The sequence below is a fragment of the Streptomyces sp. TRM70350 genome (assembly GCF_019219825.1).
Taxonomy (GTDB): domain Bacteria; phylum Actinomycetota; class Actinomycetes; order Streptomycetales; family Streptomycetaceae; genus Streptomyces.
In genome coordinates this window covers 260,028-281,726 of sequence record NZ_JAHUXH010000006.1, presented here as the reverse complement: position 1 = coordinate 281,726, position 21,699 = coordinate 260,028, and the positions used below count along the sequence as shown (strand labels likewise).

Sequence of the window (21,699 nt, the reverse complement as noted above, 5' to 3'; positions counted from 1 at the left end):
AAGCAATGCTTTAGGCTCACCCAGGTTATTCGAAATACCTGCTGAAGGCCCGCTCGCGGCAGCCTATGACGTCATGGACGCTCAGCTCATCGCCTTCACCGGAGTCGCCGCGGGCATGGTCGCCATGCCGGGCGCGGACTTCACCGTCGTCGTCCGCAACGCCCTGATCTCCCGCCGGGCGGGCGTGGCGTGCGCGCTGGGGATCACGGGCGGGCTGCTGCTGCACACCGCGCTGGCCGTGGCCGGTGTCGCGGCGGTGCTGGCCGCCGTGCCCGCGCTGTTCCGGGCGCTGCAACTGGCCGGGGGCGCCTATGTGCTCTGTCTCGGGATCCGGACCCTGTGGTCGGTACGACGACCCCGTACCGCCGTCGGCGAGGCGCCGACCCCGGCCGCGCCGCACCCGCTGCGCCAGGGCTTCGTCACCAACGCGCTGAACCCGAAGGCGCCGGTGACCTTCCTCAGTCTCCTGCCGCAGTTCGTCCCGGCGGGCGCCCCGGCGCTGCCCCGCACCCTGCTGCTGGCGCTCATCGTCGTGGCCCTCGCCCTGGTGTGGTTCCCGGCGGTGGCCCTGCTGGTGGACCGGCTCGGCCGATGGCTGCGCAGGCCGCGCGTCGCCCGTGCCCTGGAGGGCGTCACGGGCGCCGCGCTGACGGTCCTCGGCGCGACCCTGCTGCTGGAAGCGGGCTGAGCCGGCGTCACGGGTGGGGCGGTGACGGCCCGTCGGGGCGCCGCCACCGCCACCCGAGGGTCACTTGACCCGGCCGTACCAGACGCTCTTCGTCCAGATCTTCTGCAGCCGCACCACGTCCCCGGTCTTCGGGGCGTGCCAGATCTTGCCCTTTCCGGCGTAGATCCCGACGTGGTACACGTTCGACCCCGAGTGGAAGAACACGAGGTCGCCGGCCTTGCGGTTCTTGGCCGAGATGTGGCGGGTCTTGTTGTACTGCTGGGCGGCCGTCCGGGGCAGCTTCTTGCCCGCCTTCTTGTACGAGTACAGCGTCAGCCCCGAGCAGTCGAACCTGCGCGGTCCGGTGGCGCCCCACCTGTACGGGGAGCCCTTTTTCGAAGCGGCGACTTGGAGCGCCTTCTTCGCCGGCGTGGCCGCCTCGGCCTCCGAGGCGAAGCCCGGAGCCACGACGGAGCCGCCCACCGCGGCGAGGGTGAGGGCCGAGGCCGTACCGGCCCGGACCATGAGCGACGGGACACGATTGAGCGCGGTCATGCGCAACCCTTCGTCAGCCGCCTGTGAAGGATGACCTGTCGGATTCGGGCTGGCGAAGTTGCCCGGCCGCTTTGTCAGCGGCTTCACCCCAAGGGACGCCCGGAAGATGCCCTCCGGCGGCCCGTCGTGCTTGGGTCCTCCACTCCTGCCGATCCACTCCTGTCGACCGGTCATCCGGGCGGCGGCAGGACTCGGCGTCCGCCCGGACCGCCCCGCCGCGGTGGCGGGGGCTTGTCGTCAGTCAGGGATCTTGACTCACGTAAGTCCGAAAATCCCAACGCAACCAGGGATTTGTGGCGTTACTCACCGCTCGCCCATTCGGGTGGACAGCCTGACCCGCGAACAGGTGTCAAGGGCGCCACGCCACCCCGGACCAGCGGTGGAGCGTCCCATTCCGCCCCGAAGCAGCATCCGTTGCGCAACCGCAAGGGCCCCGGAAAGGGAGGCAAGGATCCTTCGGACGGGGGTAGTCCTTTTGGTCCGTTTCGACACGGGACCGGACGTCCGGTCGTGTCACCTCGCGATCCGGGCCGACGGCGGATGTGCCGACGGTGCCTCAACTGTCGGAGCGCGGCGGAAGAGTGACACGCGCCGTGCGGCGTTCACCGTCCAGCACGCGCAGCGCCCGCGCGAGGGTTCCGGCATGGAGTTCGGTCTCGCCCCGCTGGTGCATCAGCGCGAGCGCGTCGCGCAGTTCGGCGGCCTTGCGCACCAGCGCCTGTGCGGCGCGCAGTCCACGGTACGTGTCCCCGTCGTACGCCGGGTTGACACGCCCGAGCAGGTCAGCCACCTCCAGGTAACGGTCGATCAACTCGCCTTCGGCGCGGGTGAGGGCGGGCAGCGGCGGCAGCTCCGGCGGCAGCATCCGCGGCTCACCTCGCGCCGGGTGCGGGGCGGGTGGCCTTGCGGCTGGGGACGATCCGGTCGATCAGGCCGTACTCCAGGGCCTCCTCGGAGGTGAGGACCCGGTCCCGCTCGATGTCCGCGCTGACCTGCGCGTGGGTGCGCCCGGTGTGCCGTACGAGCAGTTCCTCCAGTCGGGTGCGCACCCGCGCCAACTCCTCCGCCTGGAGGGCGAGATCGGTGGTCTGCCCCTCGATGGGCTCGGGCAGCGCCGGCTGACTGATCACCACCCGGGCGCCGGGCAGGGCGAATCGCTTGCCCGGGGTGCCGGCGGCGAGCAGTACGGCCGCGTTCGGTCCGGCCTGGCCGAGGCAGATCGTCTCCACGTCGCAGCCGACGTACCGGATCGTGTCGTACACCGCGGACATCGCGCTGAACGAGCCGCCGGGGGAGTTGATGTACAGCGAGACGTCCCGGTCCGGGTCCTGGTACTCCAGGTGCATGAACTGCGCCATCACGTCGTTCGCCGATGTGTCGTCGATCGGCGTCCCGAGAAGGACGATCCGCTCCTCCAGCAGCTTCGAGTACGGATCCATCGTCTTGTGCCGGAAGCTCGTGCGTTCGGTGAACTCGGGCAGCACGTGACGAGCGGACGGTCGGGTCATGGCGAACCCCCTCCTCGCGGCGGAAACCGGCTCCAGACGCGGAGCCGTCTGTAAAAAATGTACAGGATGTACGTGCCGTTAGAATGGGTGCATGGCCTACGAGATTCCGGTGACGCAAGCCAGGGCTGAGCTCGCCGACCTGATCAACCGGGTGGTGTACGGCGGTGAGCGCGTCGTCGTGACACGGCACGGCAAGCCTCTGGTCGCCCTAGTCTCCGCCGCCGATCTCGAACGCCTCGACGCGCTGGAGCAGGCTCCGCGTCCCGGCGAGGAGCAGGTGGTCAGTTCCCTCTCCACCGTCCGCGAGGCCGCGTCCGCACCCCGCGAGCGGCAGCGGTTCGGCATCGCGGCGGAGCATCGCGGGCCCAATCCGTCGTAACGCACGTAAAAGGCCGCGCGGGACACGCGAAAGCCGTGCGCCCGTCCGCTGCGGCGGGGCGCACGGCCCGTCCGTGGTCAGCCGGCCAGCGCGGGCTTCCGGTCGGCCGCGGCTTCCCCGCCGGCCTGCGTACGGGACTTCAGCGCACTGCCCAGCAGTACGGCCCCCAGTCCCACCGCGACCCACCACGTCAGCGTCAGTGCCGGGCCCAGCGCCGCCGCGCCGTCGAAGTACGACACCGAGCGCAGCAGCGTCGTCCCCGCGCCCGGCGGCAGCCACTGGCCGAGCGCCCCGGCCGGTTCGGGCAGCATCTGCGGCGCCGATCCCGCCCCCGAGAACGGGTTGCCGAGCAGCATCAGCACACCCGCGCCGAGGCCGAGCCCGGCCTTGCCCAGGAGTGCGGCCAGACCGGCGACCGCGCCGCTCACCGCCAGCGTCGACAGCGCGAGGGTGGCGGCCTCCGCCCACCAGTCGCCGGTGAGGACCTCCAGCCAGCTGTGCGCGATCGCGGCCGTGGCGACACCGACCAGCGCCGAGGCGCCCACCAGTGCGGTCACCGCCCGGATGCCGCGCAGCCCGATCAGGGAGACGGCCGAGCCCGCCGCGATCCCGGCCAGCGCCAACGGCAGCACACTCGCGGTGAGGGCGGCGCCCCGCGGGTCGTTCTCGGGGGCGGCCACGACATCCACCGTGCGGAGCCGGGCGCCCTCGGCCGACACCGCGTGTTGCAGCAGCTGCGCGACCGTCGGGCTCGCGGCCGACGCGGTCAGCAACGCGGGCCCCCGGTCGGTGACGACCAGCGCGCCGTACACCGTCCGGTCCTCGACAGCCTTCCGGGCGGCGGCCTCGTCGGCGTAACGGTGGATCTCGAACGCGCCCTGCTGACGCGCGAGCCGCTGCTCGACCTGCGCGGTGGCGGCGGCCGGGCCCGCGACGCCGAGCGGCAGGTCGCGCGGCGCCGTGCGGGCGGCGGGCCAGGCGAACGCCCACAGCGCCAGCGCCGCGACGAGCGGGACGAGGGCGACGATCGCGATCAGGCGACGGGGGTCGGGGTGGGTGGCGTGCGGGCCGGGTGGCGCGGACATGGGGTCCCCTCGGGTCGGGTTCGGATTTGAGAGAAGGATCGTTCGTTTTTTGATGAGGTCACCACCGTGCGCCTGTGCCGTTCCCCTTGTCAAGAAGGAATGTTCGTTCTACATTCGGGTCATGGCCCGCGTATCCCAGGAACACCTCGACGCCCGCCGCCGGCAGATCCTCGACGGCGCCGCCGTCTGCTTCGCCCGCAACGGGTTCCATGCCACGTCCATGCAGGACGTGCTGAAGGAGGTGGACCTCTCCGCGGGCGCCGTCTACCGCTACTTCAGCAGCAAGGAGCAGTTGATCGCCGCGATCGTCGGCGAGGTGCTCGCATCGGTCCGCGAGGCCTTCGAGGAGGCGGCCCGGCAGAGCCCGCCCCCGCCGCCGGACGACCTCGTCGCCGCGGTCCTCGGCCGGACGCTCGCCGCCCGGGAGAACCTGACCGTCGACGGACGGCCCGCCTTTCCGCGGCTCGTCATCCAGGTGTGGACGGAGACGCTGCGCAACGAGGAACTGGCGGCCGTCCTGCACGCCGGGTACGGCTCGGTGCGCGCGGCCTGGTCGCGGATCGTCGCGGGCTACCAGGACGCCGGGATGATGCGCCCGGACGTCGCCCCGGACCACGTGGCGCGCACGATGATCGCCGCCGTGATGGGCTTCCTCGCGCAGCAGTCCCTCTTCGGGCCCGTCCCGGTCGAGGTGCTCCGCGACGGACTGCGGGCGTTGACGAGCATGAGCGGCGAGCGCACCGCGGCGCAGGGATCACAGCTTGGTTAACTTGCCCGAAACTCGTGCCAACTAGCCTGCCCCTCCATGCCACCAGGGACTTTGCCGGTGGCCGCGGCAACCGGGCCCCGCACGGCCCGGAGCGAGGATGTGAGGTGGGACGTGCAACTGACCCCGCACGAGCAGGAGAGGCTGCTGATCCACGTGGCGGCCGACGTGGCCGAGAAGCGCCGCGCCCGTGGGCTGAAACTCAACCACCCCGAGGCCGTCGCCCTCATCACGTCGCACATCCTCGAAGGCGCCCGGGACGGCCGCAGCGTCGCCGAACTCATGGCCTCCGGACGCAAGCTGCTCACCCGGGACGACGTCATGGACGGCATACCCGAGATGATCCACGACGTCCAGGTCGAGGCGACCTTCCCGGACGGCACCAAGCTCGTCACCGTCCACGACCCGATCGTGTGAGGGGGCCTCGATGATTCCCGGAGAGATCCTCTTCGCCGACGGCCCGATTGCCTACAACCAGGGCCGCGAGGTCACTCGCCTCACCGTGCTCAACGCCGCCGACCGGCCCGTCCAGGTCGGCTCCCACTACCACTTCGCCGAGGCCAACCCCGGTCTGGAGTTCGACCGCGCGGCCGCGCGCGGCAAGCGGCTCAACGTCGCCGCCGGTACGGCCGTACGCTTCGAGCCCGGTATCCCTGTCGACGTCGAACTCGTCCCGATCGCCGGCGCCCGCGTGGTGCCCGGACTGCGCGGGGAGACCGGAGGTGCCCTCGATGCCTGAGATCTCGCGTGCCGCGTACGCCGACCTGTTCGGGCCGACGACCGGCGACCGCGTCCGGCTCGCCGACACCGATCTGCTGATCGAGATCGAGGAGGACCGCAGCGGCGGGCCGGGACTCGCCGGTGACGAGGCGGTGTTCGGCGGCGGCAAGGTCATCCGCGAGTCCATGGGGCAGGCGCGTGCCACGCGCGCGGAGGGCACGCCCGACACCGTCATCACCGGCGCGGTGATCGTCGACCACTGGGGGATCGTCAAGGCCGACGTCGGCATCCGCGACGGCCGGATCACCGGGATCGGCAAGGCGGGCAACCCGGACACGATGGACGGGGTGCATCCGGAGCTGGTCATCGGACCGGAGACCGAGGTCATCGCGGGCAACGGGCGGATCCTGACAGCCGGGGCCATCGACGCGCACGTCCACTTCATCTGCCCGCAGATCGCCGACGAGGCGCTGGCCGCGGGGATCACGACCCTCGTCGGCGGCGGCACCGGCCCGGCCGAGGGCTCCAAGGCGACCACCGTCACGCCCGGCCCCTGGCATCTGGCGCGGATGCTGGAGGCGATGGAGCAGTACCCGCTCAACATCGGCTTCCTCGGCAAGGGCAACACCGTCTCCCACGAGGCGATGCTGTCCCAGATCCGCGGCGGCGCCCTCGGCCTGAAGCTGCACGAGGACTGGGGCTCCACCCCGGCCGTCATCGACGCCTCCCTGACCGTCGCCGAGCAGACCGGCGTCCAGGTCGCCATCCACACCGACACGCTGAACGAGGCCGGTTTCGTCGGCGACACGCTGGCCGCGATCGCCGGGCGGGGTATTCACGCGTACCACACGGAGGGCGCGGGCGGCGGGCACGCGCCCGACATCATGACCGTGGTCTCCGAGCCGCACGTGCTGCCCAGCTCCACGAACCCGACGCGGCCGTTCACCGTCAACACCGCCGAGGAACACCTCGACATGCTGATGGTGTGCCACCACCTCAACCCGGCGGTGCCGGAGGACCTGGCCTTCGCCGAGTCGCGGATCCGGCCGTCCACCATCGGGGCCGAGGACATCCTGCACGACCTGGGCGCGATCTCGATCATCTCGTCGGACTCGCAGGCCATGGGCCGGGTCGGCGAGGTCGTCATGCGGACCTGGCAGACCGCCCATGTGATGAAGCGGCGGCGCGGCGCGCTGCCCGGCGACGGGCGGGCGGACAATCACCGGGTACGTCGTTATGTCGCCAAGTACACGATCAACCCGGCGCTCGCGCAGGGCCTCGCGCGCGAGATCGGTTCCGTGGAGACCGGCAAGCTCGCCGACCTGGTGCTGTGGGAGCCCGCGTTCTTCGGCGTCAAGCCGCAGCTCGTCCTCAAGGGCGGGCAGATCGCGTACGCGCAGATGGGCGACGCCAACGCCTCCATCCCGACACCGCAGCCGATCCTGCCCCGGCCGATGTACGGGGCGATCGGGCGGGCGCCCGCCTCGAACTCGGTCAACTTCGTGGCGCCGCTCGCCGTCGAGGACGGGCTGCCGGAACGGCTCGGGCTCGGGAAGCGGTTCGTCGCCATCGAGTCGACGCGTGGGGTGACCAAGGCGGACATGCGGGAGAACGACGCCCGGCCCGACGTACGGATCGACCCCGACAGCTTCGCCGTGCACATCGACGGGGAGCTGGTCGAGGCGACTCCGGCCGCCGAACTGCCCATGGCCCAGCGGTACTTCCTCTTCTGAGGCGCGGTCTGTGATGTCACGAGCAGCACTCCTCGTCCTGGCCGACGGCCGTTTCCCCGCCGGAGGGCACGCGCACTCCGGCGGCGCCGAGGCGGCGGTGAAGGCGGGGCGGGTCACGGGCGCGGCGAGCCTGGAGGACTTCTGCCGGGGGCGGTTGCACACGGCGGGGCTGGTGTCGGCCGCCCTCGCCGCGGCGGCCGCGCTCGGCGTCGATCCGGTGGAGCTGGACGCGGCGGCGGATGCGCGGACGCCGTCTCCGGCGCTGCGGCTCGCCGCGCGCAGGCTGGGGCGGCAGATGCTGCGGGCCGCGCGGGCCACCTGGCCGTCCGGTGAGCTGGACGCCGTGGCGCGGGAGTTCCCGAAGGGGGCGCATCAGCCGGTGGTGCTGGGGCTCGCGGCGCGGGCCGCCGGGCTGGGGGCTGACGATGCCGCCTACTGCGCGGTCTACGAGAGTGTGAGTGGACCGGCGAGTGCGACGGTGCGATTGCTGAGTCTGGATCCGTTCGATGCGACCGGGGTGCTGGCGCGGCTGGCGCCGGAGCTGGATCGCGTCGCGGATCGGGCGGTGGAGGTGGCACGGGGGGTCGTGGATGCGGGGGTTGATGTGCTGCCCGCGGCTTCCGCGCCGTTGCTGGAGATCGGGGCGGAGGTGCATGCGGGGTGGGGGGTGCGGTTGTTCGCCTCGTGAGTTCTCTCGCCCCCGCCGCCCCTACCCGTTCCCATCCCCAGGGGCTCCGCCCCTTCGACCCCGCCAGGGGGCTTGTGCTCCCTGGACCCCGATCGGCCTGAACGGCCTCGTCCTCGAACGCCGGACGGGCTGAAAGGGCACAGCCCGCTTGAACAGGAGCCGCACATGCACCTCGACCACTCCCACGACAGCACCCCCGCCCTCAGCGCCGACGCCCGCCGCCCCGACGGCCGTCGGCGGGCCCTGCGAGTCGGGCTCGGTGGGCCCGTCGGGTCCGGGAAGACCGCCACCGTCGCCGCGCTGTGCCGGGCCTTGCGCGACGACCTGTCGCTCGCCGTCGTCACCAACGACATCTACACGCGCGAGGACGCCGAGTTCCTGCTGCGGGAGGCCGTGCTGCCGCCGGAACGGATCACCGCCGTGGAGACGGGGGCCTGCCCGCACACCGCGATCCGGGACGACATCTCCGCCAACCTCGAAGCGGTCGAGGACCTGGAGGACGAGGTCGGGCCGCTGGACCTGATCCTCGTGGAGTCCGGTGGGGACAATCTCACCGCCACCTTCTCCAAGGGCCTGGTCGACGCGCAGATCTTCGTCATCGACGTGGCCGGCGGAGACGACATCCCGCGCAAGGGCGGCCCCGGCGTCACCACCGCCGACCTGCTCGTCGTCAACAAGACCGACCTCGCCCCGTACGTCGGCTCCGACCTGGCCAGGATGGCCGCGGACGCCAAGGCCCAGCGGGCCGAACTGCCGGTCGTCTTCCAGTCGCTGCGCAGCGAGACCGGCGTGCGGGACGTGGCCGCCTGGGTGCGTGCGCGGCTCGCCGCGTGGACGGCATGAGCGCGACGACCACCGGGGTACGCGCCACCGCCCGGATCCTCGCCGCCCCCGACGGACGCGGCGGTACGGCCCTGCCCGTACTGGCGGGGGAGGGGCCGCTGGCGTTGCGCCGGACGCGGGGGAGCGCCGACGAGGCCCGGGTGATGGTGGTCGGCGCGATGAGCGGGCCCCTCGGCGGCGACCACTTCACGGTCGAGGCCAGGGTCGAGGAGGGAGCGCGGCTGCGCGTCGGGTCGGCCGCCGCCACCATCGCGCTGCCGGGCCAGGCCAAGGGCGAGGCCCGCTACGACGTCCGCCTCACCGTCGCCGACGGAGGCGAACTGCGCTGGCTGCCCGAGCAGTTGATCTCCGCGTACGACAGCGACCTGCACGTCCACACGCGGGCCGACCTGGCCCCGGCCGCCCGTCTCGTCCTCCGGGAGGAGCAGGTGCTCGGCCGGGCCGGTGAGGAACCGGGGCGGCTCACCAGCCGCCTGTCCGTGCGGATCGCCGGGCGGACCGTCCTCGACCAGGAGCTGTCCTGCGGCCCGGGCGCGCCGGGCGGCTGGGACGGCCCCGCCGGGCTCGGCGGCCACCGTGCCGTCGGGCAACTGGTCGTCGTACGACCCGAGTTCGCCCAGCGTCCGGTGCGGGTCCGGGTGCTGGGGGAGGGGGCCGCGGTCCTGCCGCTGGCCGGGCCCGCCGCGCTGGTGACGGCCGTCGCGCCGGACGCGCTGCTTCTGCGGCGGCTGCTGGACGAGGCGCTGGCCGCGTTCGGGTGACGATGCGCCACCTGGCCGGTCAAGGGCTCCCGCCCGAGCGCCGAGAAGGACGTCGGCTCGCATGCGTCGCTCGGCGCGCGGCAGAACTCAGCCGAGCGGCATCCGGCGGAACCTGCGCTCCCGCCGGTCGGTCTTCGCCGCGGCGGCCTCCGCCTTCACGACGGCCGCGTACTGGTCGACGTACTCCTGCTCGGACAGCGTCAGGATGGCGTACATGATCTCGTCGGTGACGGCGCGCAGGATGGCCTTCTCGTTCTCCATCCCGGCGTAGCGGGAGAAGTCGAGGGGCTCGCCGAAGCGGATGAGGACGGGGTGGACACGGGGGATGACCTTGCCCGGCGGCTGGGCCTCGAAGGTGCCGATCATCGCGCACGGCACGACCGGGACCCCTGCCTTGAGGGCCATCACCGCGACACCGACCTTGCCCTTGTAGAGGCGGCCGTCGTGCGAGCGGGTGCCCTCGGGGTAGATGCCGAGCAGTTCACCCTTGCCCAGTACCCCGAGGCCCTCGCGGATCGCGGCCTGACCGGCGTCCTTGCCCGAGCGGTCGACCGGGATCTGCCCGGCGCTGCGGAAGAACGCGGCCGTCAGTCGGCCCTTGATGCCGGGGCCGGTGAAGTACTCGGCCTTCGCGAGGAAGGTGATCCGGCGCTTGAGGATCGCCGGCATCAGGAAGTGGTCCGAGAAGGACAGATGGTTGCCCGCGACGATCGCCGCGCCCGATGACGGCACATGCTCCAGGCCCTCGATCCGGGGCCGGAAGACCAGTCTGAGCAGCGGCCCGAGAAGGACGTATTTGAGCAGGTAATAGAACAACGGGTGGCTCCTCACTCCGTCGGTTCGGCGCACCGCAGCGTTCTCGCAGGTCAACCAGCACGTCGTGAGGTGTCAGTGTAGGCGCGGGCGGGATGGGGGGAAACCGGTACGACCCGAGGGTGTGGGCCGTTCCGGGGGCGCTTCAGCCGGTGGCGCCGAGAGACCAGCGCGGGCTGCTGCCGGTGAGTCGGCAGGTGAGGAAGTACAGCGGAATCGGCGGGGTGTACGGCGAGCCGTCCATGGGGGAGTGGATCAGGCGCGGGTGGTTCCTGCCCGGTTTCGGGCGGGTGGCGGTCCAGGACGGGTCGCGCATCACGGCGCCGATCGCGTACGTGGTGCTGGGCGGCCAGGTGATGCCGATGTGCGAGCCGGACGGGACGATCCACCACCAGTAGTGGTCGTCGGCGAAGACGCAGCCGACGCGGGGGAGAGCGCCCAGGATGCTCTCGCCGTACTCACCGGGGGTGCCCACGGCGTCGTGTCCGAGGCTCGTGGAGAGCTGCGGGGGAATCGGGAGCCGGGAGTGGTGGTGCCGGACGGGCGTGGGGTGGAGCGTCGCCGCGGGACGGGGCGGACGGGGGTCATGAGTCTGCGGTCGGTGCATGCGGGGCGAGTCCTTCGGCCGAGTGGGGGATGGGCCGGGCGGGGGGTGCGGTGGGGGCGGGACGGGGACAGGTGGTCGTCAGACGGGATGGGGACGGGTCGTCGTCAGATCGGCCCAGACGATGCGTCCGGAGCGGTTCGGGGCGGGCCGGACTCCCCAGTCGTCGCAGATCGCCTCGACCAGGAGGAGCCCGCGGCCGTTCTGGTCGTCGGGGCAGGCCTGCCGGGGCGTCGGCAGGGTGGACCCGAGGTTCTGGTCCTCGACCTCGACGCGGAGCCGGTCCCCGGTGGTGTGCAGCCGGCACACGATGCGCTCGCTGCCGGAGTGGGTGACCGCGTTGGTGACGAGTTCGGAGGTCACCAGCACAGCGTTGTCGAGGTCGTCGGGGTGGGTGTGCCACGAGGTCAGCATCTCGCGCACGGTGCGGCGGGCCGCGCCGACCGACTCCGGGGCGGCCGGCAGGACGAACGTGTGGGTCCGGGGTGCGGGCAGGTCCCCGGAGGCGAGCCGGTCGCGGCCTTTCGGCCCAGGGAGTCGACCGGTGAACTCGCCCCCGGGTGGCTGGGGGGTGCTGCGCGTCGCCTTCGACGGCGCCCGGAGCGTGTGCTCGGAGCCGGGCAGCCGGCCGAAGGGGTCGGCGCCGGACAGGTGCAGAGCCTGGCGTGTGGTGGGCAGGTGGTCGGGGAGTTCGTTCCCGGGCAGTCGGTCCAGCGGGTGGGGGAGGGAGGGCGGAGCCATCGCCGTACGCCTTTCGTCTGCCATGTGCGTCATCGCCGTACAGGTGTCCGGTCGGTCGGCTGCGCGGGGTCGCGGAAGCGGATGGCAACCCGCGTCGGAGAACGGCGAGGTGCGGCCCGGTCTCCCCCAACTGGACCGGCCCGTCTCCCCGTTCGGCGAGCCGAGAGGACAGTGAGTCCACTGTGGCAGCCGCCGACAACTCCCCGCAAGCGGCAAGTTGAAAATTGCAATTGGCCAAGTGCATGCTGCTCTCGCCAGGAAATGATCGAATGGCATTCCGAACGTGACCGCGTGAGACGGTGGCCCTGGAGCTGACGGCGTGAGGGGGTAGGGCGTGACCGCGGAAACCGACTGGGGCGGGGCTCCTTCCGTGCTGCGCATGATCCTCGGCAGACAGCTGGAGGAGCTGCGCACCCGGGCCGGACTGACCTACGAGCAGGCGGGCGCGGCCATCGGGGTCAGCCACTCCACCATCCGCCGGATGGAGGCCGCCAAGGTGGCCCGGCTCCGGCTGCCGGACGCCGAGAAGCTGCTCCAGGTCTACGGCGTGACGGACCAGCAGGAGATCGACACGTTCCTGAAGTCGGTCCGCGAGGCCAACAAGCGCGGCTGGTGGCACACCTACCGTGACGTACTGCCGGACTGGTTCGCCGCGTATCTGAGCCTGGAGCAGGCGGCGTTGCAGATCCGTGCCTACGAGAACCAGTTCGTGCACGGTCTGCTGCAGACGGAGAGCTACGCCCGGGCCCTGCTGAGCGCCGGCAATCCGCACGCCCCGGCCGAGGCGACCGAGCGCCGGGTGGCGCTGCGGATGCGGCGCCAGGAGCTGCTGAACCGCGAGGCGCCGCCGCGGCTGTGGGTCGTGATGGACGAGACCGTGCTGCGCTGGCCGGTCGGCGGCGCCGACGTGATGCGCGCCCAGGTCGACCATCTGATCGAGGTGAACCGGCTGCCGCATGTGACCCTGCAGATCATGCGGTTCGCGAACGGCCCGCACCCGGCCATGCGGGCGGGCGCCTTCCACCTCTTCCGGTTCCGGGCACGCGAACTGCCCGACATCGTCTATCTCAGCGGTCTGGTGGGCGCCGTCTACCTGGACAAGTGCGACGACGTCGTGGTGTATCGCGAGGCCCTGGACCGGCTGGGCGCCCAGGCGGCGCCCGCCAGTAGGACCGAGGCCCACCTCGGCGCGATTCGCAAGGAGCTCTGACGTGCACCACCCCATACGCAACGGCATGCCGGCCCCCGAACTGGGCGCACGCGGCTGGACCAAGCCGTGGAGCGACGACGCCGGAGGCGCCTGCGTGGAAGTGCTGAAACTCGACGACGGGCGGGTCGCCGTCCGCCAGTCGACCGATCCCGAGGGGCCGGCGCTGGTCTTCACGCCCCTGGAGGTGTCGAGCTTCCTGACGGGTGTGAAGGCGGGTGAGGCCGACTTCCTGCTCTGACCCTCCGGTTGAATTCCCTTGCTATTGCTGAGCGTTCCCCGCAGACCCCCGACCCGAATGGGAGACACGGCGTTGCCTGACAACGGATGGCCGGCCGACCGTATCGACACCGAGAACGCGCACTCCGCGCGGATCTACGACTACATCCTGGGGGGCAAGGACTACTACCCCGCGGACCAGGAGGCGGGTGACGCCATGGCCCGGGAGTGGCCCGCCCTGCCCATCCACATGCGGGCCAACCGCGACTGGATGAACCGCGCCGTGCGCTGGCTCGCCGAGGAGGCGGGGATGCGCCAGTTCCTCGACATCGGCACCGGCATACCCACCTCGCCCAACCTCCACGAGATCGCCCAGGCGGTGGCCCCCGAGTCGAGGGTCGTCTACGTCGACAACGATCCCATCGTCCTCACCCTCTCCCAGGGCCTGCTGGCCAGCACCCCCGAGGGGCGGACCTCGTACATCGAGGCCGACTTCCGCGACCCGGGCAGCATCCTGGACGCCCCCGAACTGCGCGAGACCCTCGACCTCACGCGGCCGGTGGCCCTCACCGTGATCGCGATCGTCCACTTCATCCTCGACGAGGACGACGCGGTCGGCATCGTCCGCCGCCTGCTGGAGCCGCTGCCCTCGGGCAGCTACCTGGCGATGTCCATCGGCACCGCCGAGTTCGCGCCGGAGGAGGTGGGCCGCGTCGCCCGCGAGTACGCCGCCCGCAACATGCCGATGCGGCTGCGCACCATCGACGAGGCCCACGAGTTCTTCGACGGCCTGGACCTCGTCGAACCCGGCATCGTCCAGGTCCACAAGTGGCACCCGGACGGCAGGGGCGAACAGGGGATCCGGGACGAGGACATCGCCATGTACGGGGCGGTGGCGCGCAAGCCGTAAGCCGTAGGCCGTGATTCGCGGGGCCGGGGCCGCGTATGGCCCCGGCCCGGTCAGGGCGTGCGGCGAGGGGGCGGGTCGGCTCATTGCGGGCGACCGGCTCGCGCTCTGTCGGCTGCTGCGCCGGTGGCTGTCCGGTCCGGGCCCGCTCCATGTCGGCCGCGCGTGGACCAGCAGTGCCACGGCCTTGGTGATCGTGGCCGCGCTCACGCCGACGGCCGTCCCCAGCGCGCCGAGGTCCGTGACCACCTCGGCGGTCTCCGACGCCTCCGGCGCATTGCCCCGGCGGAGTTCGCGGCGGGTGGCGGGGCGCCAGGAGGGCCGGGACCCAGGCCTCGGGGGATGTCCCACGCAGCCCACCCCCGACCCACGGCGCGCAACACCTCTCTCCTCCACGACGGCGCCGGCGGATTCGGACCGGCCTGCAGCCCCGACGCCAGACCGGAACCCCCGACCACGGACGTCCGCGAGGGCCGCGCGCCGAGGCAAGGCCGGGCCGCGCCCGCGGCGACTGCCCATCGCGCGACGGCACCCCACGGCGGTGTGCTTCTTCGAGGAACCGCACCAGCCGCCAGGGCGCCCGCCCGGTCATGGCCACCCAGCCCCGAGCGCCGAGCGTGCCGCCCTGCAGGATCGCCGAGATCACCACCAGTCAGACGCCGCCGAACCACGATCACCGCTGCCACGGGCGACGCGGGGCACATGATGTCCGCGGCGCCCGCACCTGGCGGCACGCAGGCCTACGCATCGACGGTCAGAGCCGCACGATGATCAGGGCGGTGTCGTCGGTGGCGCCCTCGGGTGGGAGCAGTTCCAGCAGGACGGCGTCCGCCAAGGCCTCGGGATCCGCGTCCCGGTGCCGGACGAGGGACTCGGCGAGGCGGGCCAGGCCCGTGTCGATGTCCTCGTGCCGGCGTTCGACGAGCCCGTCGGTGTACAGGGCGAGCGTGGCGCCGGGCGAGAACGTGGTGTCGGCCTGCGGGCGGGGCCGCGGGTCGGGACGGGCGTCGAGCGGCGGGTCGGTGGCCTGGTCGAGGAACTCCACGCGCCCGTCGCCGTGCACCAGCACCGGCGGCAGATGACCCGCGCTGCTGTAGGTGATGGTCCGCGCGTCGCAGTCGATGAACGTCGTCACGGCCGTGGCCGACTCGGCGCCGTCGACGACATGGGCGTACCGCCCCAGCACGTCGAGCGCCTGCGCCGGACCCTCCGCCACCCGGGAGGCGGCGCTCAGCGCGCTGCGCAGCTGACCCATGACTCCCGCGGCGGCCAGGCCGTGACCGACCACGTCGCCGACGGAGACGCCGATGCGGTTGCCGCCCACCAGGTCGACCAGGTCGTACCAGTCCCCGCACACGTGCAGCGCGCCGACCGCCGGCCGGTAGCGCACGGCTGCCTGCTGGTGCCCCACCTGCCGGCGGGCGGGCAGCATCGCCTGCTGCAGCGCCAGCGCCACCTCGCGTTCCCGGGCGTGCGCCCGGCGCAGCCGGTCGTTGAGTTCCTGCAGCTCGCGGGCGCGGGTGTACAGCTCGGCCTCCAGTACCCGGTCGGCCTTCCCGCCGGTGCCGCCACGGGCCCGGATCAGGTCGGTGACCTCCTCGACCCGGTGCACGAGCAGCGCGACCTTCCCGTCCGGGCCGATGACCGGCGCGTTGACGACGCTCCAGTACCGCGCCTCCCACTGCCCGGGCCGGCCGGGGCACTCCAGGTCGTACTGCTGCAGGGCCATGGCGTCCCGTTCGCCGCTGGCCAGCACCCGGCGCAGCGAGGCCTCCAGGTTGCGCATGCCGGTCGCGGCGGGGTCGTTGGGGTTCTCCGGGAAGGCGTCGAAGACATAGCGGCCGACGACGTCCGCCCGGCAGCGCCCGGACAGGCGCAGGAACTCCTCGTTGACGTCCGCGTACACCAGCTCGGGCGTGAGCAGCGCGACCATGCCGGGCAGGGCCTGGAACACCGCCCCGTAGTCGATCGCCGCATCCTTCATGGCTGCCGCCTCACACCGCTGTCCCACCAGTTTTCCACGCCCACCGGCAACGGAGCTGCCGCGTCACTCCGCGAAGCCGGTCAGCGGCTGCTCCGCCCAGATGACCTTGCCGTCGGGGACGAACCGGGTGCCCCACCGCTGGGTGAGCTGCGAGACCAGCAGCAGCCCGCGCCCGCCCTCGTCCGTGGTGCGCGGATGGCGCAGATGCGGTGCGGTGGCGCCGCCGTCGAACACCTCGCAGGCCAGCGTCCCCGCCCTGATCAGGCGCAGCCGGATCGGGCCGGTGGCGTGCCGGATGGCGTTGGTGACCAGCTCGCTCACGACCAGCTCGGTGGTGAAGGCCAGCTCGTCCAGCCCCCACTCCGACAGCTGGCGGCAGGCCGCCTTGCGGGCGTCGGCGACCACGGCCGGATCGGAGGGCAGGTCCCAGCTCGCCATCTGTTCGGCGCCGAGCAGCCGGGTACGGGCCATCAGCAGGGCCACGTCGTCATGCGGGCGGGCGGGCACCAGCGCGTCGACCACGGCCCGGCAGCGCTGGACCAGCGACGGCGCGGACAGCTGCAGCGCACCGCGCAGCCGGTCCCGGCTCACATCGATCGCCCACGCCTCGTCGTCACCGGCCAGCAGCCCGTCGGTGTGCAGCGCGAGCGTGCTGCCCTCGGCCAGCGTCACCTCCACCGACTCGAACGGCGGTCCGCCCACGCCGAGGGACGGACCCTGCGGCAGCTCCATGAACATGACCTTGCCGTCCGGGCCGATCACCACCGGCGTGGGATGCCCGGCGGCGGCCATCGTGCACCGGCCGTCGACCGGGTCGTAGACGACGTACACGCAACCGGAACCGACGGCCTGGGAGCTGTCCGCGTCCTCCACCTGCGGCCCGCACTGGTTGCCCTCGGTCCCGCCCGCGTCCGGCACGACACCCTCCTCGGGCGCGCCCCGGGCGACCAGGTCGTCGAGATGGCCGAGCACTTCCTCCGGCGGCAGGTCCAGCGCCGCGAGGGTGCGTACGGCGGTCCGCAGCCGCCCCATGGCAGCCGCCGCGTGGATGCCGTGCCCGGTGACCTCGCCCACCACGAGGGCGACCCGTGCCCCCGACAGCGGGATCAGGTCGTACCAGTCCCCGCCGAGGCCGGTCAGTTCGTCGGCGGGCCGGTAGCAGGCGGTCACCTCCACGGCCTCCTGCTCCGGCAGCCGGTGCGGCAGCAGGCTGCGCTGCAGCACCAGGGCCGCGTCCCGCTCGCGGGTGTAGCGCCGGGCGTTGTCCACGCACACGGCCGCCCGGGAGACGAGATCCTCGGCGAGGCTCAGGTCGCCCTCGTCGAAGGGCTCGTGGCGGCGGCGCCGGAAGAAGGTGGTGACGCCGAGGGTGACGCCCCGCGCGCGGATCGGCACGGTCATCGCGCTGTGCAGGCCCAGCTCCAGGAAGATGGACCGCCGGCCGCCACGGACGTCCGTGGCCCACTCCTCGGCGAGCGGGTCGAGCCGTTCCTCACGCCAGGAACTGCCCGTGGTCAGCGAGCGGATCGGCGGCGATCCGGCCAGATACGAGGCCACCTCGCCGATCTCCACGACGGCCTCCGGGATGGACCGGTCGAGCGAGCGGTGACCCGCCCGGCGCAGCCGCACCCGGTCCGTGTCGCGCGGGGGCCCCGGTTCCGGTTCCGCGCCGCGCAGCACCGACTCCAGCAGGTCCACGGTCACGAAGTCGGCGAGCTCCGGCACCGCCACGTCGGCCAGCTCCTGTGCGGTGCGGGTGATGTCGAGGGTGCGGCCGATGCGCTCGCCGGCCCGGTCCAGCAGGGCGAGGCGCTGGCGGGCGCGGTGCCGGTCGGAGATGTCGACGACGGTGTAGTACACGCCCACCGGATGGCCGTGGCCGTCGTCGAGCCGGGTGAACGTCATCATGTGGGCGGTCTCGCGGAACGGGGCGGACCGTACGTGGCCCACGTGCTCGAAGTCCACGACCGACTCGCCGGTCGCCAGGACGTGCAGCATCTGCGCCTCGATCGCCTCGCTGTCCAGGCCCGGCTGGATGTCCGCCAGCCGCAGGCCCAGCCGGTGGCTCGGTGGCCCGCCGCCGAACTGGGCGAGGGCGGCGTTCGACCAGACGTAGCGCAGGTTGGTGTCGACGATCGCTATGCCGACGGGGGAGCGGGCCACCAGCTGCTCGAGCAAGCTGCGGCTCATGTCCCAGCCGGGGGCATCGGCCAGCTCCGACAGCAGCACCAGCCAGCGGGAGGGGCCCCGCGTCTCCAGCGCCGAGGCGATCCGGGTCATCACCCGCAGCGGCGCCCCGTCCTCGCGCCGGGCCGTCAGCAGGCCCGCCCAGCCGCCGTCCCTGCGGCACCGCTCGACCAGCTCCGGCACCCGTGCCGCGTCCTCAGGCATCAGCAGCTCGGCGACACCGCGGCCCACCGCCTCCGCGGGGGCGTACCCCAGCAGGCGCTGGGCGTCCCTGGTCCAGCTCGTCACCACGCCCTGGGCGTCGAGCAGCACGGGAGCGGCGTCCGCCACGTCGAACCGCCGACGGTCGACATCGCGCTCCTCGAATGTGCCCACGGTTGACCTCTCTGTCGGTGAGAGTGGTCTACCACCTCTTGCACCCATCTTCACCCCTGCGGGGGCGGGGCTGCCGCGCGGGGGCACCGCACGCCGGGGGAGGCACGGGGCGGGCGGTCGTGCGGACGGCCTGGTGAGAGCGCTCCTCTTGCTTGCGGGCGCTGCTCACATGACGGAGCGCCGCCCTCCTCCGGGCACGCTCCTCGGGCTCGCGGAGCGGTGCGCCCCGTCGCGCGGCGGTGTTGGTGTGGCGGGGTGCTGCTTGTGTGTGGGATCGCTGCTCGTGCTGGGGGAGCGGTGCGCCCTGTCGCCGCGCGGCGCTCTTGTGCGGGGGTGCTGTTCGCCTTTGGGATTGCTGCTCCCTGTGGCGGGGTGCTGCTTGTGTGTGGGATCGCTGCTCGTGCTGGGGGAGCGGTGCGCCCTGTCGCCGCGCGGTGCTCTTGTGCGGGGGCGCTGTTCGCCTTTGGGATTGCTGCTCCCTGTGGCGGGGTGGTGCTCCTGTTGCGGACCGCCGCTCGCGATCGCGGAGCGGTGCGCCCTGTCGCGCGGCGGTGTTGGTGTGGCGGGGTGCTGCTTGTATATCGGGATCGCTGTGCTGCTCACCGTCCCCGAGCGCTGCTCATCGTCGCCGAGCGGTTCTCATCGTCGCCGAGCGGTGCTCTTGGCCCGGAGCGATGCTCACCTTCGGGATCACTGCTCCCCGTCGCGGAGCGTCGCTGCTGTCGCGGAGTGGTGCTCGTGTTCGGGAGCGCCGCTCGCGCTCGGAGTGCGGTGATCCCGGCGTGGAGCGGCGACGCCGTCGGAGAGCACTGCTCCCGTCGTGCGAAGCCGCCCCACCCCGCGGTCGGCAAGCCGTTCAGGCCTGTCCCAGCACCGACCCCAACGTCCCCACCGCCGACCGCAGCTCCTCGACCGTGATGGTCAGCGGAGGCGCGAGCCGGATCGTGGAGCCGTGCGTGTCCTTCACCAGCACGCCCTCGCGCATCAGACGTTCGCTGATCTCCCGCCCGCTGCCGATCGCCGGGTCGATGTCGACCCCGGCCCACAGCCCCCGCGCCCGGAAGCCGACGACGCCCTTGCCGACCAGCTCCTGAAGGCCGCCCCGCAGTACCACGCCCAGCTCCGCGGCCCGGCGCTGGAACTCGCCCGTCTGAAGCAGCTCGACCACCGCCGTGCCGACCGCGGCGGCCAGCGGGTTGCCGCCGAACGTCGAACCGTGCTCACCCGGCCGCAGCACCCCGAGCACCTCCCGGCGCGCGACCACCGCCGACACCGGCACGATGCCCCCGCCCAGCGCCTTGCCGAGCAGCAGCACATCGGGGACGACGTCCTCATGCTCGACGGCGAGCGTCCGGCCCGTACGGCCGAGGCCCGACTGGATCTCGTCCGCGATGAACAGGCACCCCTTGCGCCGCGTCAGCTCCCGCACGCCCGCCAGATAGCCGTCGGACGGGATGCGGACGCCCGCCTCACCCTGGATCGGCTCGATCAGCACCGCCGCCGTCGTCTCGTCGACCGCCGCCTCCAGCGCCGCGAGGTCGTCGTACGGCACGATCCGGAAGCCCGGCGTGAACGGGCCGAACCCCGCCCGCGCCGTCTCGTCCGTCGAGAAGCTCACGATCGTCGTCGTACGGCCGTGGAAGTTCTCCGCCGCGACCACGATCGTCGCCCGGTCGGCGGGGACGCCCTTCACGTCGTACGCCCACTTGCGGGCCACCTTGACACCGCTCTCCACCGCCTCCGCGCCGGTGTTCATGGGCAGCACCATGTCCAGGCCGGTGAGCTCGGCCAGCCGTTCGGCGAACTCGGCGAGCCGGTCGTTGTGGAAGGCCCGCGAGGTCAGCGTCAGACGGTCGAGCTGGCGGTGGGCCGCCTCGATCAGGGCGGGGTGGCGGTGACCGAAGTTGAGGGCCGAGTAACCGGCCAGCATGTCGAGGTAGCGGCGGCCCTCGACGTCCTCCACCCACGTGCCCTCCGCACGGGCGACGACCACGGGCAGCGGATGGTAGTTGTGCGCGAGCACCGGCTCCTCGGCGCGGATCAGCTCGGCGGAGTCACGGGTACGGGCGGGTGCGGTCATGAACGGATCTCCCGAATTTCCTGGGTACAGCACTTGATGCCCCCACCGGCCTTGTGGAACTCCGACAGGTCCACGGGGACGGGCACATAGCCGCGGTCGGCGAGCTGCGCGGCGAGGCCCTCGGCGCGGGGCGGGACGAAGACGTGGCGCCCGTCGGAGACGGAGTTCAGCCCGAACGCCATGGCGTCCTGACGGGTGCCGATCACCGCGTCCGGGTACAGCCGCGCGAGCACCTCACGGCTGCCCGGCGAGAACGCCTCCGGGTAGTACGCGATGTTCTCCTCGTCCAGCACGAACAGCGCCGTGTCCAGGTGGTAGAAGTACGGGTCCACCAGGGTCAGGGAGATCACCGGCACACCGAGGAACTCCTGCACCTCGCGATGCGCCTCGCGGGTGGTGCGGAAACCGGTGCCGGCCAGCACGTACCGGCCCGTCGGGACGAGGTCGCCCTCGCCCTCGCACACGTTCTCCGGGCGGTAGACGTCGAAGCCCGCCGCCTTGAACCACGTGTCGTAGTAACCGGACTCGGGGCGCCGCTCGGGCGCGTGGAAGAGGGAGCCGAAGACGCGGCCGTCGACGACGACCGCCGAGTTGGCGGCGAAGACCATGTCCGGCAGCCCGGGCACCGGCGGCACGGTGTCGACCGTGTGGCCGTGGTCCTCGTAGGCGCGGACCAGCGTCCGCCACTGCTCCTGGGCCAGAGCGACGTCGACCCGGACGTCGGGGTCCATCCAGGGGTTGATCGCGTACTGCACGGCGAAGTGTCTGGGTTCGCAGACGAGGAAGCGCCGCCGGCGCGGCACACGGTTCTCGGGCACAGAGGGGTCCCTCCGCTTCCTGCGGTGTCGACTGGGGGTGACACCAAGGTAGGAACGGC

Annotated in this window: 23 protein-coding genes and 1 riboswitch; of the genes, 12 read left to right on the top strand and 11 right to left on the bottom strand. The window is 72.5% G+C overall.

Going from position 1 to position 21,699, the window contains the following annotated elements:
• The first annotated feature begins 73 nt into the window (after window positions 1–73).
• Window positions 74–688, top strand: coding sequence for a LysE family translocator (locus KWI83_RS12765; RefSeq protein WP_218514439.1), 615 nt, complete (start codon window positions 74–76; stop codon window positions 686–688).
• 60 nt (window positions 689–748) lie between these two features.
• Here the strand turns inward: KWI83_RS12765 and KWI83_RS12760 are convergent, their stop codons facing one another.
• The 3 genes from KWI83_RS12760 to KWI83_RS12750 form a co-directional block, all read right to left on the bottom strand.
• The gene (locus KWI83_RS12760; RefSeq protein WP_218514438.1) at window positions 749–1,222 is read right to left on the bottom strand and encodes a C40 family peptidase; all 474 of its coding nucleotides are present in this window, start codon (window positions 1,220–1,222) and stop codon (window positions 749–751) included.
• Window positions 1,223–1,225: 3 nt separating this feature from the next.
• A riboswitch (cyclic di-AMP (ydaO/yuaA leader) is annotated at window positions 1,226–1,429 on the bottom strand.
• 349 nt (window positions 1,430–1,778) lie between these two features.
• Window positions 1,779–2,087: a hypothetical protein gene (locus tag KWI83_RS12755; RefSeq protein WP_218514437.1), complete on the bottom strand. Its 309-nt coding sequence runs from the start codon at window positions 2,085–2,087 to the stop codon at window positions 1,779–1,781.
• 7 nt (window positions 2,088–2,094) lie between these two features.
• Window positions 2,095–2,730, bottom strand: a complete 636-nt coding sequence (locus KWI83_RS12750; protein WP_218514436.1) for an ATP-dependent Clp protease proteolytic subunit — start codon at window positions 2,728–2,730, stop codon at window positions 2,095–2,097.
• A gap of 91 nt (window positions 2,731–2,821) precedes the next feature.
• On the opposite strand from KWI83_RS12750, the gene KWI83_RS12745 reads away from it, so the two are divergent.
• Window positions 2,822–3,109: a type II toxin-antitoxin system Phd/YefM family antitoxin gene (locus tag KWI83_RS12745; RefSeq protein ID WP_218514435.1), complete on the top strand. Its 288-nt coding sequence runs from the start codon at window positions 2,822–2,824 to the stop codon at window positions 3,107–3,109.
• 77 nt (window positions 3,110–3,186) lie between these two features.
• Here the strand turns inward: KWI83_RS12745 and KWI83_RS12740 are convergent, their stop codons facing one another.
• The gene (locus KWI83_RS12740) at window positions 3,187–4,194 is read right to left on the bottom strand and encodes an ABC transporter permease (RefSeq protein WP_218514434.1); all 1,008 of its coding nucleotides are present in this window, start codon (window positions 4,192–4,194) and stop codon (window positions 3,187–3,189) included.
• Between the two features lie 121 nt (window positions 4,195–4,315).
• On the opposite strand from KWI83_RS12740, the gene KWI83_RS12735 reads away from it, so the two are divergent.
• The 7 genes from KWI83_RS12735 to KWI83_RS12705 all read left to right on the top strand — a co-directional run bounded on the left by KWI83_RS12735 (window position 4,316) and on the right by KWI83_RS12705 (window position 9,705).
• Window positions 4,316–4,963: a TetR/AcrR family transcriptional regulator gene (locus tag KWI83_RS12735; protein WP_218514433.1), complete on the top strand. Its 648-nt coding sequence runs from the start codon at window positions 4,316–4,318 to the stop codon at window positions 4,961–4,963.
• Between the two features lie 111 nt (window positions 4,964–5,074).
• Window positions 5,075–5,377, top strand: coding sequence for an urease subunit gamma (locus KWI83_RS12730; RefSeq protein WP_218514432.1), 303 nt, complete (start codon window positions 5,075–5,077; stop codon window positions 5,375–5,377).
• Window positions 5,378–5,387: 10 nt separating this feature from the next.
• A complete protein-coding gene (locus KWI83_RS12725; protein ID WP_141310264.1) occupies window positions 5,388–5,699 on the top strand; it encodes an urease subunit beta in 312 nt (103 codons plus the stop codon).
• The gene (locus KWI83_RS12720; RefSeq protein ID WP_218514431.1) at window positions 5,692–7,413 is read left to right on the top strand and encodes an urease subunit alpha; all 1,722 of its coding nucleotides are present in this window, start codon (window positions 5,692–5,694) and stop codon (window positions 7,411–7,413) included. The genes KWI83_RS12725 and KWI83_RS12720 overlap by 8 nt, the downstream gene beginning before the upstream one ends.
• 13 nt (window positions 7,414–7,426) lie before the next feature.
• Window positions 7,427–8,101, top strand: coding sequence for an urease accessory protein UreF (locus tag KWI83_RS12715; RefSeq protein ID WP_218514430.1), 675 nt, complete (start codon window positions 7,427–7,429; stop codon window positions 8,099–8,101).
• Between the two features lie 165 nt (window positions 8,102–8,266).
• Window positions 8,267–8,944, top strand: a complete 678-nt coding sequence (ureG, locus tag KWI83_RS12710) for an urease accessory protein UreG (RefSeq protein WP_218514429.1) — start codon at window positions 8,267–8,269, stop codon at window positions 8,942–8,944.
• Window positions 8,941–9,705, top strand: coding sequence for an urease accessory protein UreD (locus KWI83_RS12705; protein WP_218514428.1), 765 nt, complete (start codon window positions 8,941–8,943; stop codon window positions 9,703–9,705). Before ureG ends, KWI83_RS12705 begins: the two co-directional genes overlap by 4 nt.
• 87 nt (window positions 9,706–9,792) lie before the next feature.
• Here the strand turns inward: KWI83_RS12705 and KWI83_RS12700 are convergent, their stop codons facing one another.
• The 3 genes from KWI83_RS12700 to KWI83_RS12690 all read right to left on the bottom strand — a co-directional run bounded on the left by KWI83_RS12700 (window position 9,793) and on the right by KWI83_RS12690 (window position 11,887).
• Window positions 9,793–10,521 (bottom strand): 1-acyl-sn-glycerol-3-phosphate acyltransferase, encoded by a 729-nt coding sequence (locus KWI83_RS12700; protein ID WP_218514427.1) that lies wholly within the window; start codon window positions 10,519–10,521, stop codon window positions 9,793–9,795.
• Between the two features lie 142 nt (window positions 10,522–10,663).
• Complete coding sequence (locus KWI83_RS12695) at window positions 10,664–11,125, bottom strand: hypothetical protein (RefSeq protein ID WP_218514426.1); 462 nt, start codon at window positions 11,123–11,125, stop codon at window positions 10,664–10,666.
• 78 nt (window positions 11,126–11,203) lie between these two features.
• The gene (locus tag KWI83_RS12690) at window positions 11,204–11,887 is read right to left on the bottom strand and encodes an ATP-binding protein (RefSeq protein WP_256362142.1); all 684 of its coding nucleotides are present in this window, start codon (window positions 11,885–11,887) and stop codon (window positions 11,204–11,206) included.
• A gap of 310 nt (window positions 11,888–12,197) precedes the next feature.
• Here KWI83_RS12690 and KWI83_RS12685 point away from each other — a divergent pair, with 310 nt between their 5' ends.
• From KWI83_RS12685 to KWI83_RS12675, 3 genes are all read left to right on the top strand, one after another.
• Window positions 12,198–13,073: a helix-turn-helix transcriptional regulator gene (locus KWI83_RS12685; RefSeq protein WP_218514425.1), complete on the top strand. Its 876-nt coding sequence runs from the start codon at window positions 12,198–12,200 to the stop codon at window positions 13,071–13,073.
• Window positions 13,074–13,098: 25 nt separating this feature from the next.
• Complete coding sequence (locus tag KWI83_RS12680) at window positions 13,099–13,311, top strand: DUF397 domain-containing protein (RefSeq protein WP_218514537.1); 213 nt, start codon at window positions 13,099–13,101, stop codon at window positions 13,309–13,311.
• 72 nt (window positions 13,312–13,383) lie between these two features.
• Entirely contained in the window at window positions 13,384–14,199 is an 816-nt protein-coding gene (locus KWI83_RS12675; RefSeq protein WP_218514424.1) for an SAM-dependent methyltransferase, read from the top strand.
• 751 nt (window positions 14,200–14,950) lie between these two features.
• On the opposite strand, the gene KWI83_RS12670 is transcribed toward KWI83_RS12675, so the two are convergent.
• From KWI83_RS12670 to ddaH, 4 genes are all read right to left on the bottom strand, one after another.
• Window positions 14,951–16,180 (bottom strand): PP2C family protein-serine/threonine phosphatase, encoded by a 1,230-nt coding sequence (locus KWI83_RS12670; RefSeq protein ID WP_218514423.1) that lies wholly within the window; start codon window positions 16,178–16,180, stop codon window positions 14,951–14,953.
• A 63-nt stretch (window positions 16,181–16,243) separates the two neighbouring features.
• A complete protein-coding gene (locus KWI83_RS12665; RefSeq protein WP_218514422.1) occupies window positions 16,244–18,742 on the bottom strand; it encodes a SpoIIE family protein phosphatase in 2,499 nt (832 codons plus the stop codon).
• Between the two features lie 856 nt (window positions 18,743–19,598).
• Window positions 19,599–20,822, bottom strand: a complete 1,224-nt coding sequence (gene rocD, locus KWI83_RS12660) for an ornithine--oxo-acid transaminase (protein WP_218514421.1) — start codon at window positions 20,820–20,822, stop codon at window positions 19,599–19,601.
• Window positions 20,819–21,640: a dimethylargininase gene (ddaH, locus tag KWI83_RS12655; RefSeq protein WP_218514420.1), complete on the bottom strand. Its 822-nt coding sequence runs from the start codon at window positions 21,638–21,640 to the stop codon at window positions 20,819–20,821. The genes rocD and ddaH overlap by 4 nt, the downstream gene beginning before the upstream one ends.
• Window positions 21,641–21,699: the final 59 nt, after the last annotated feature.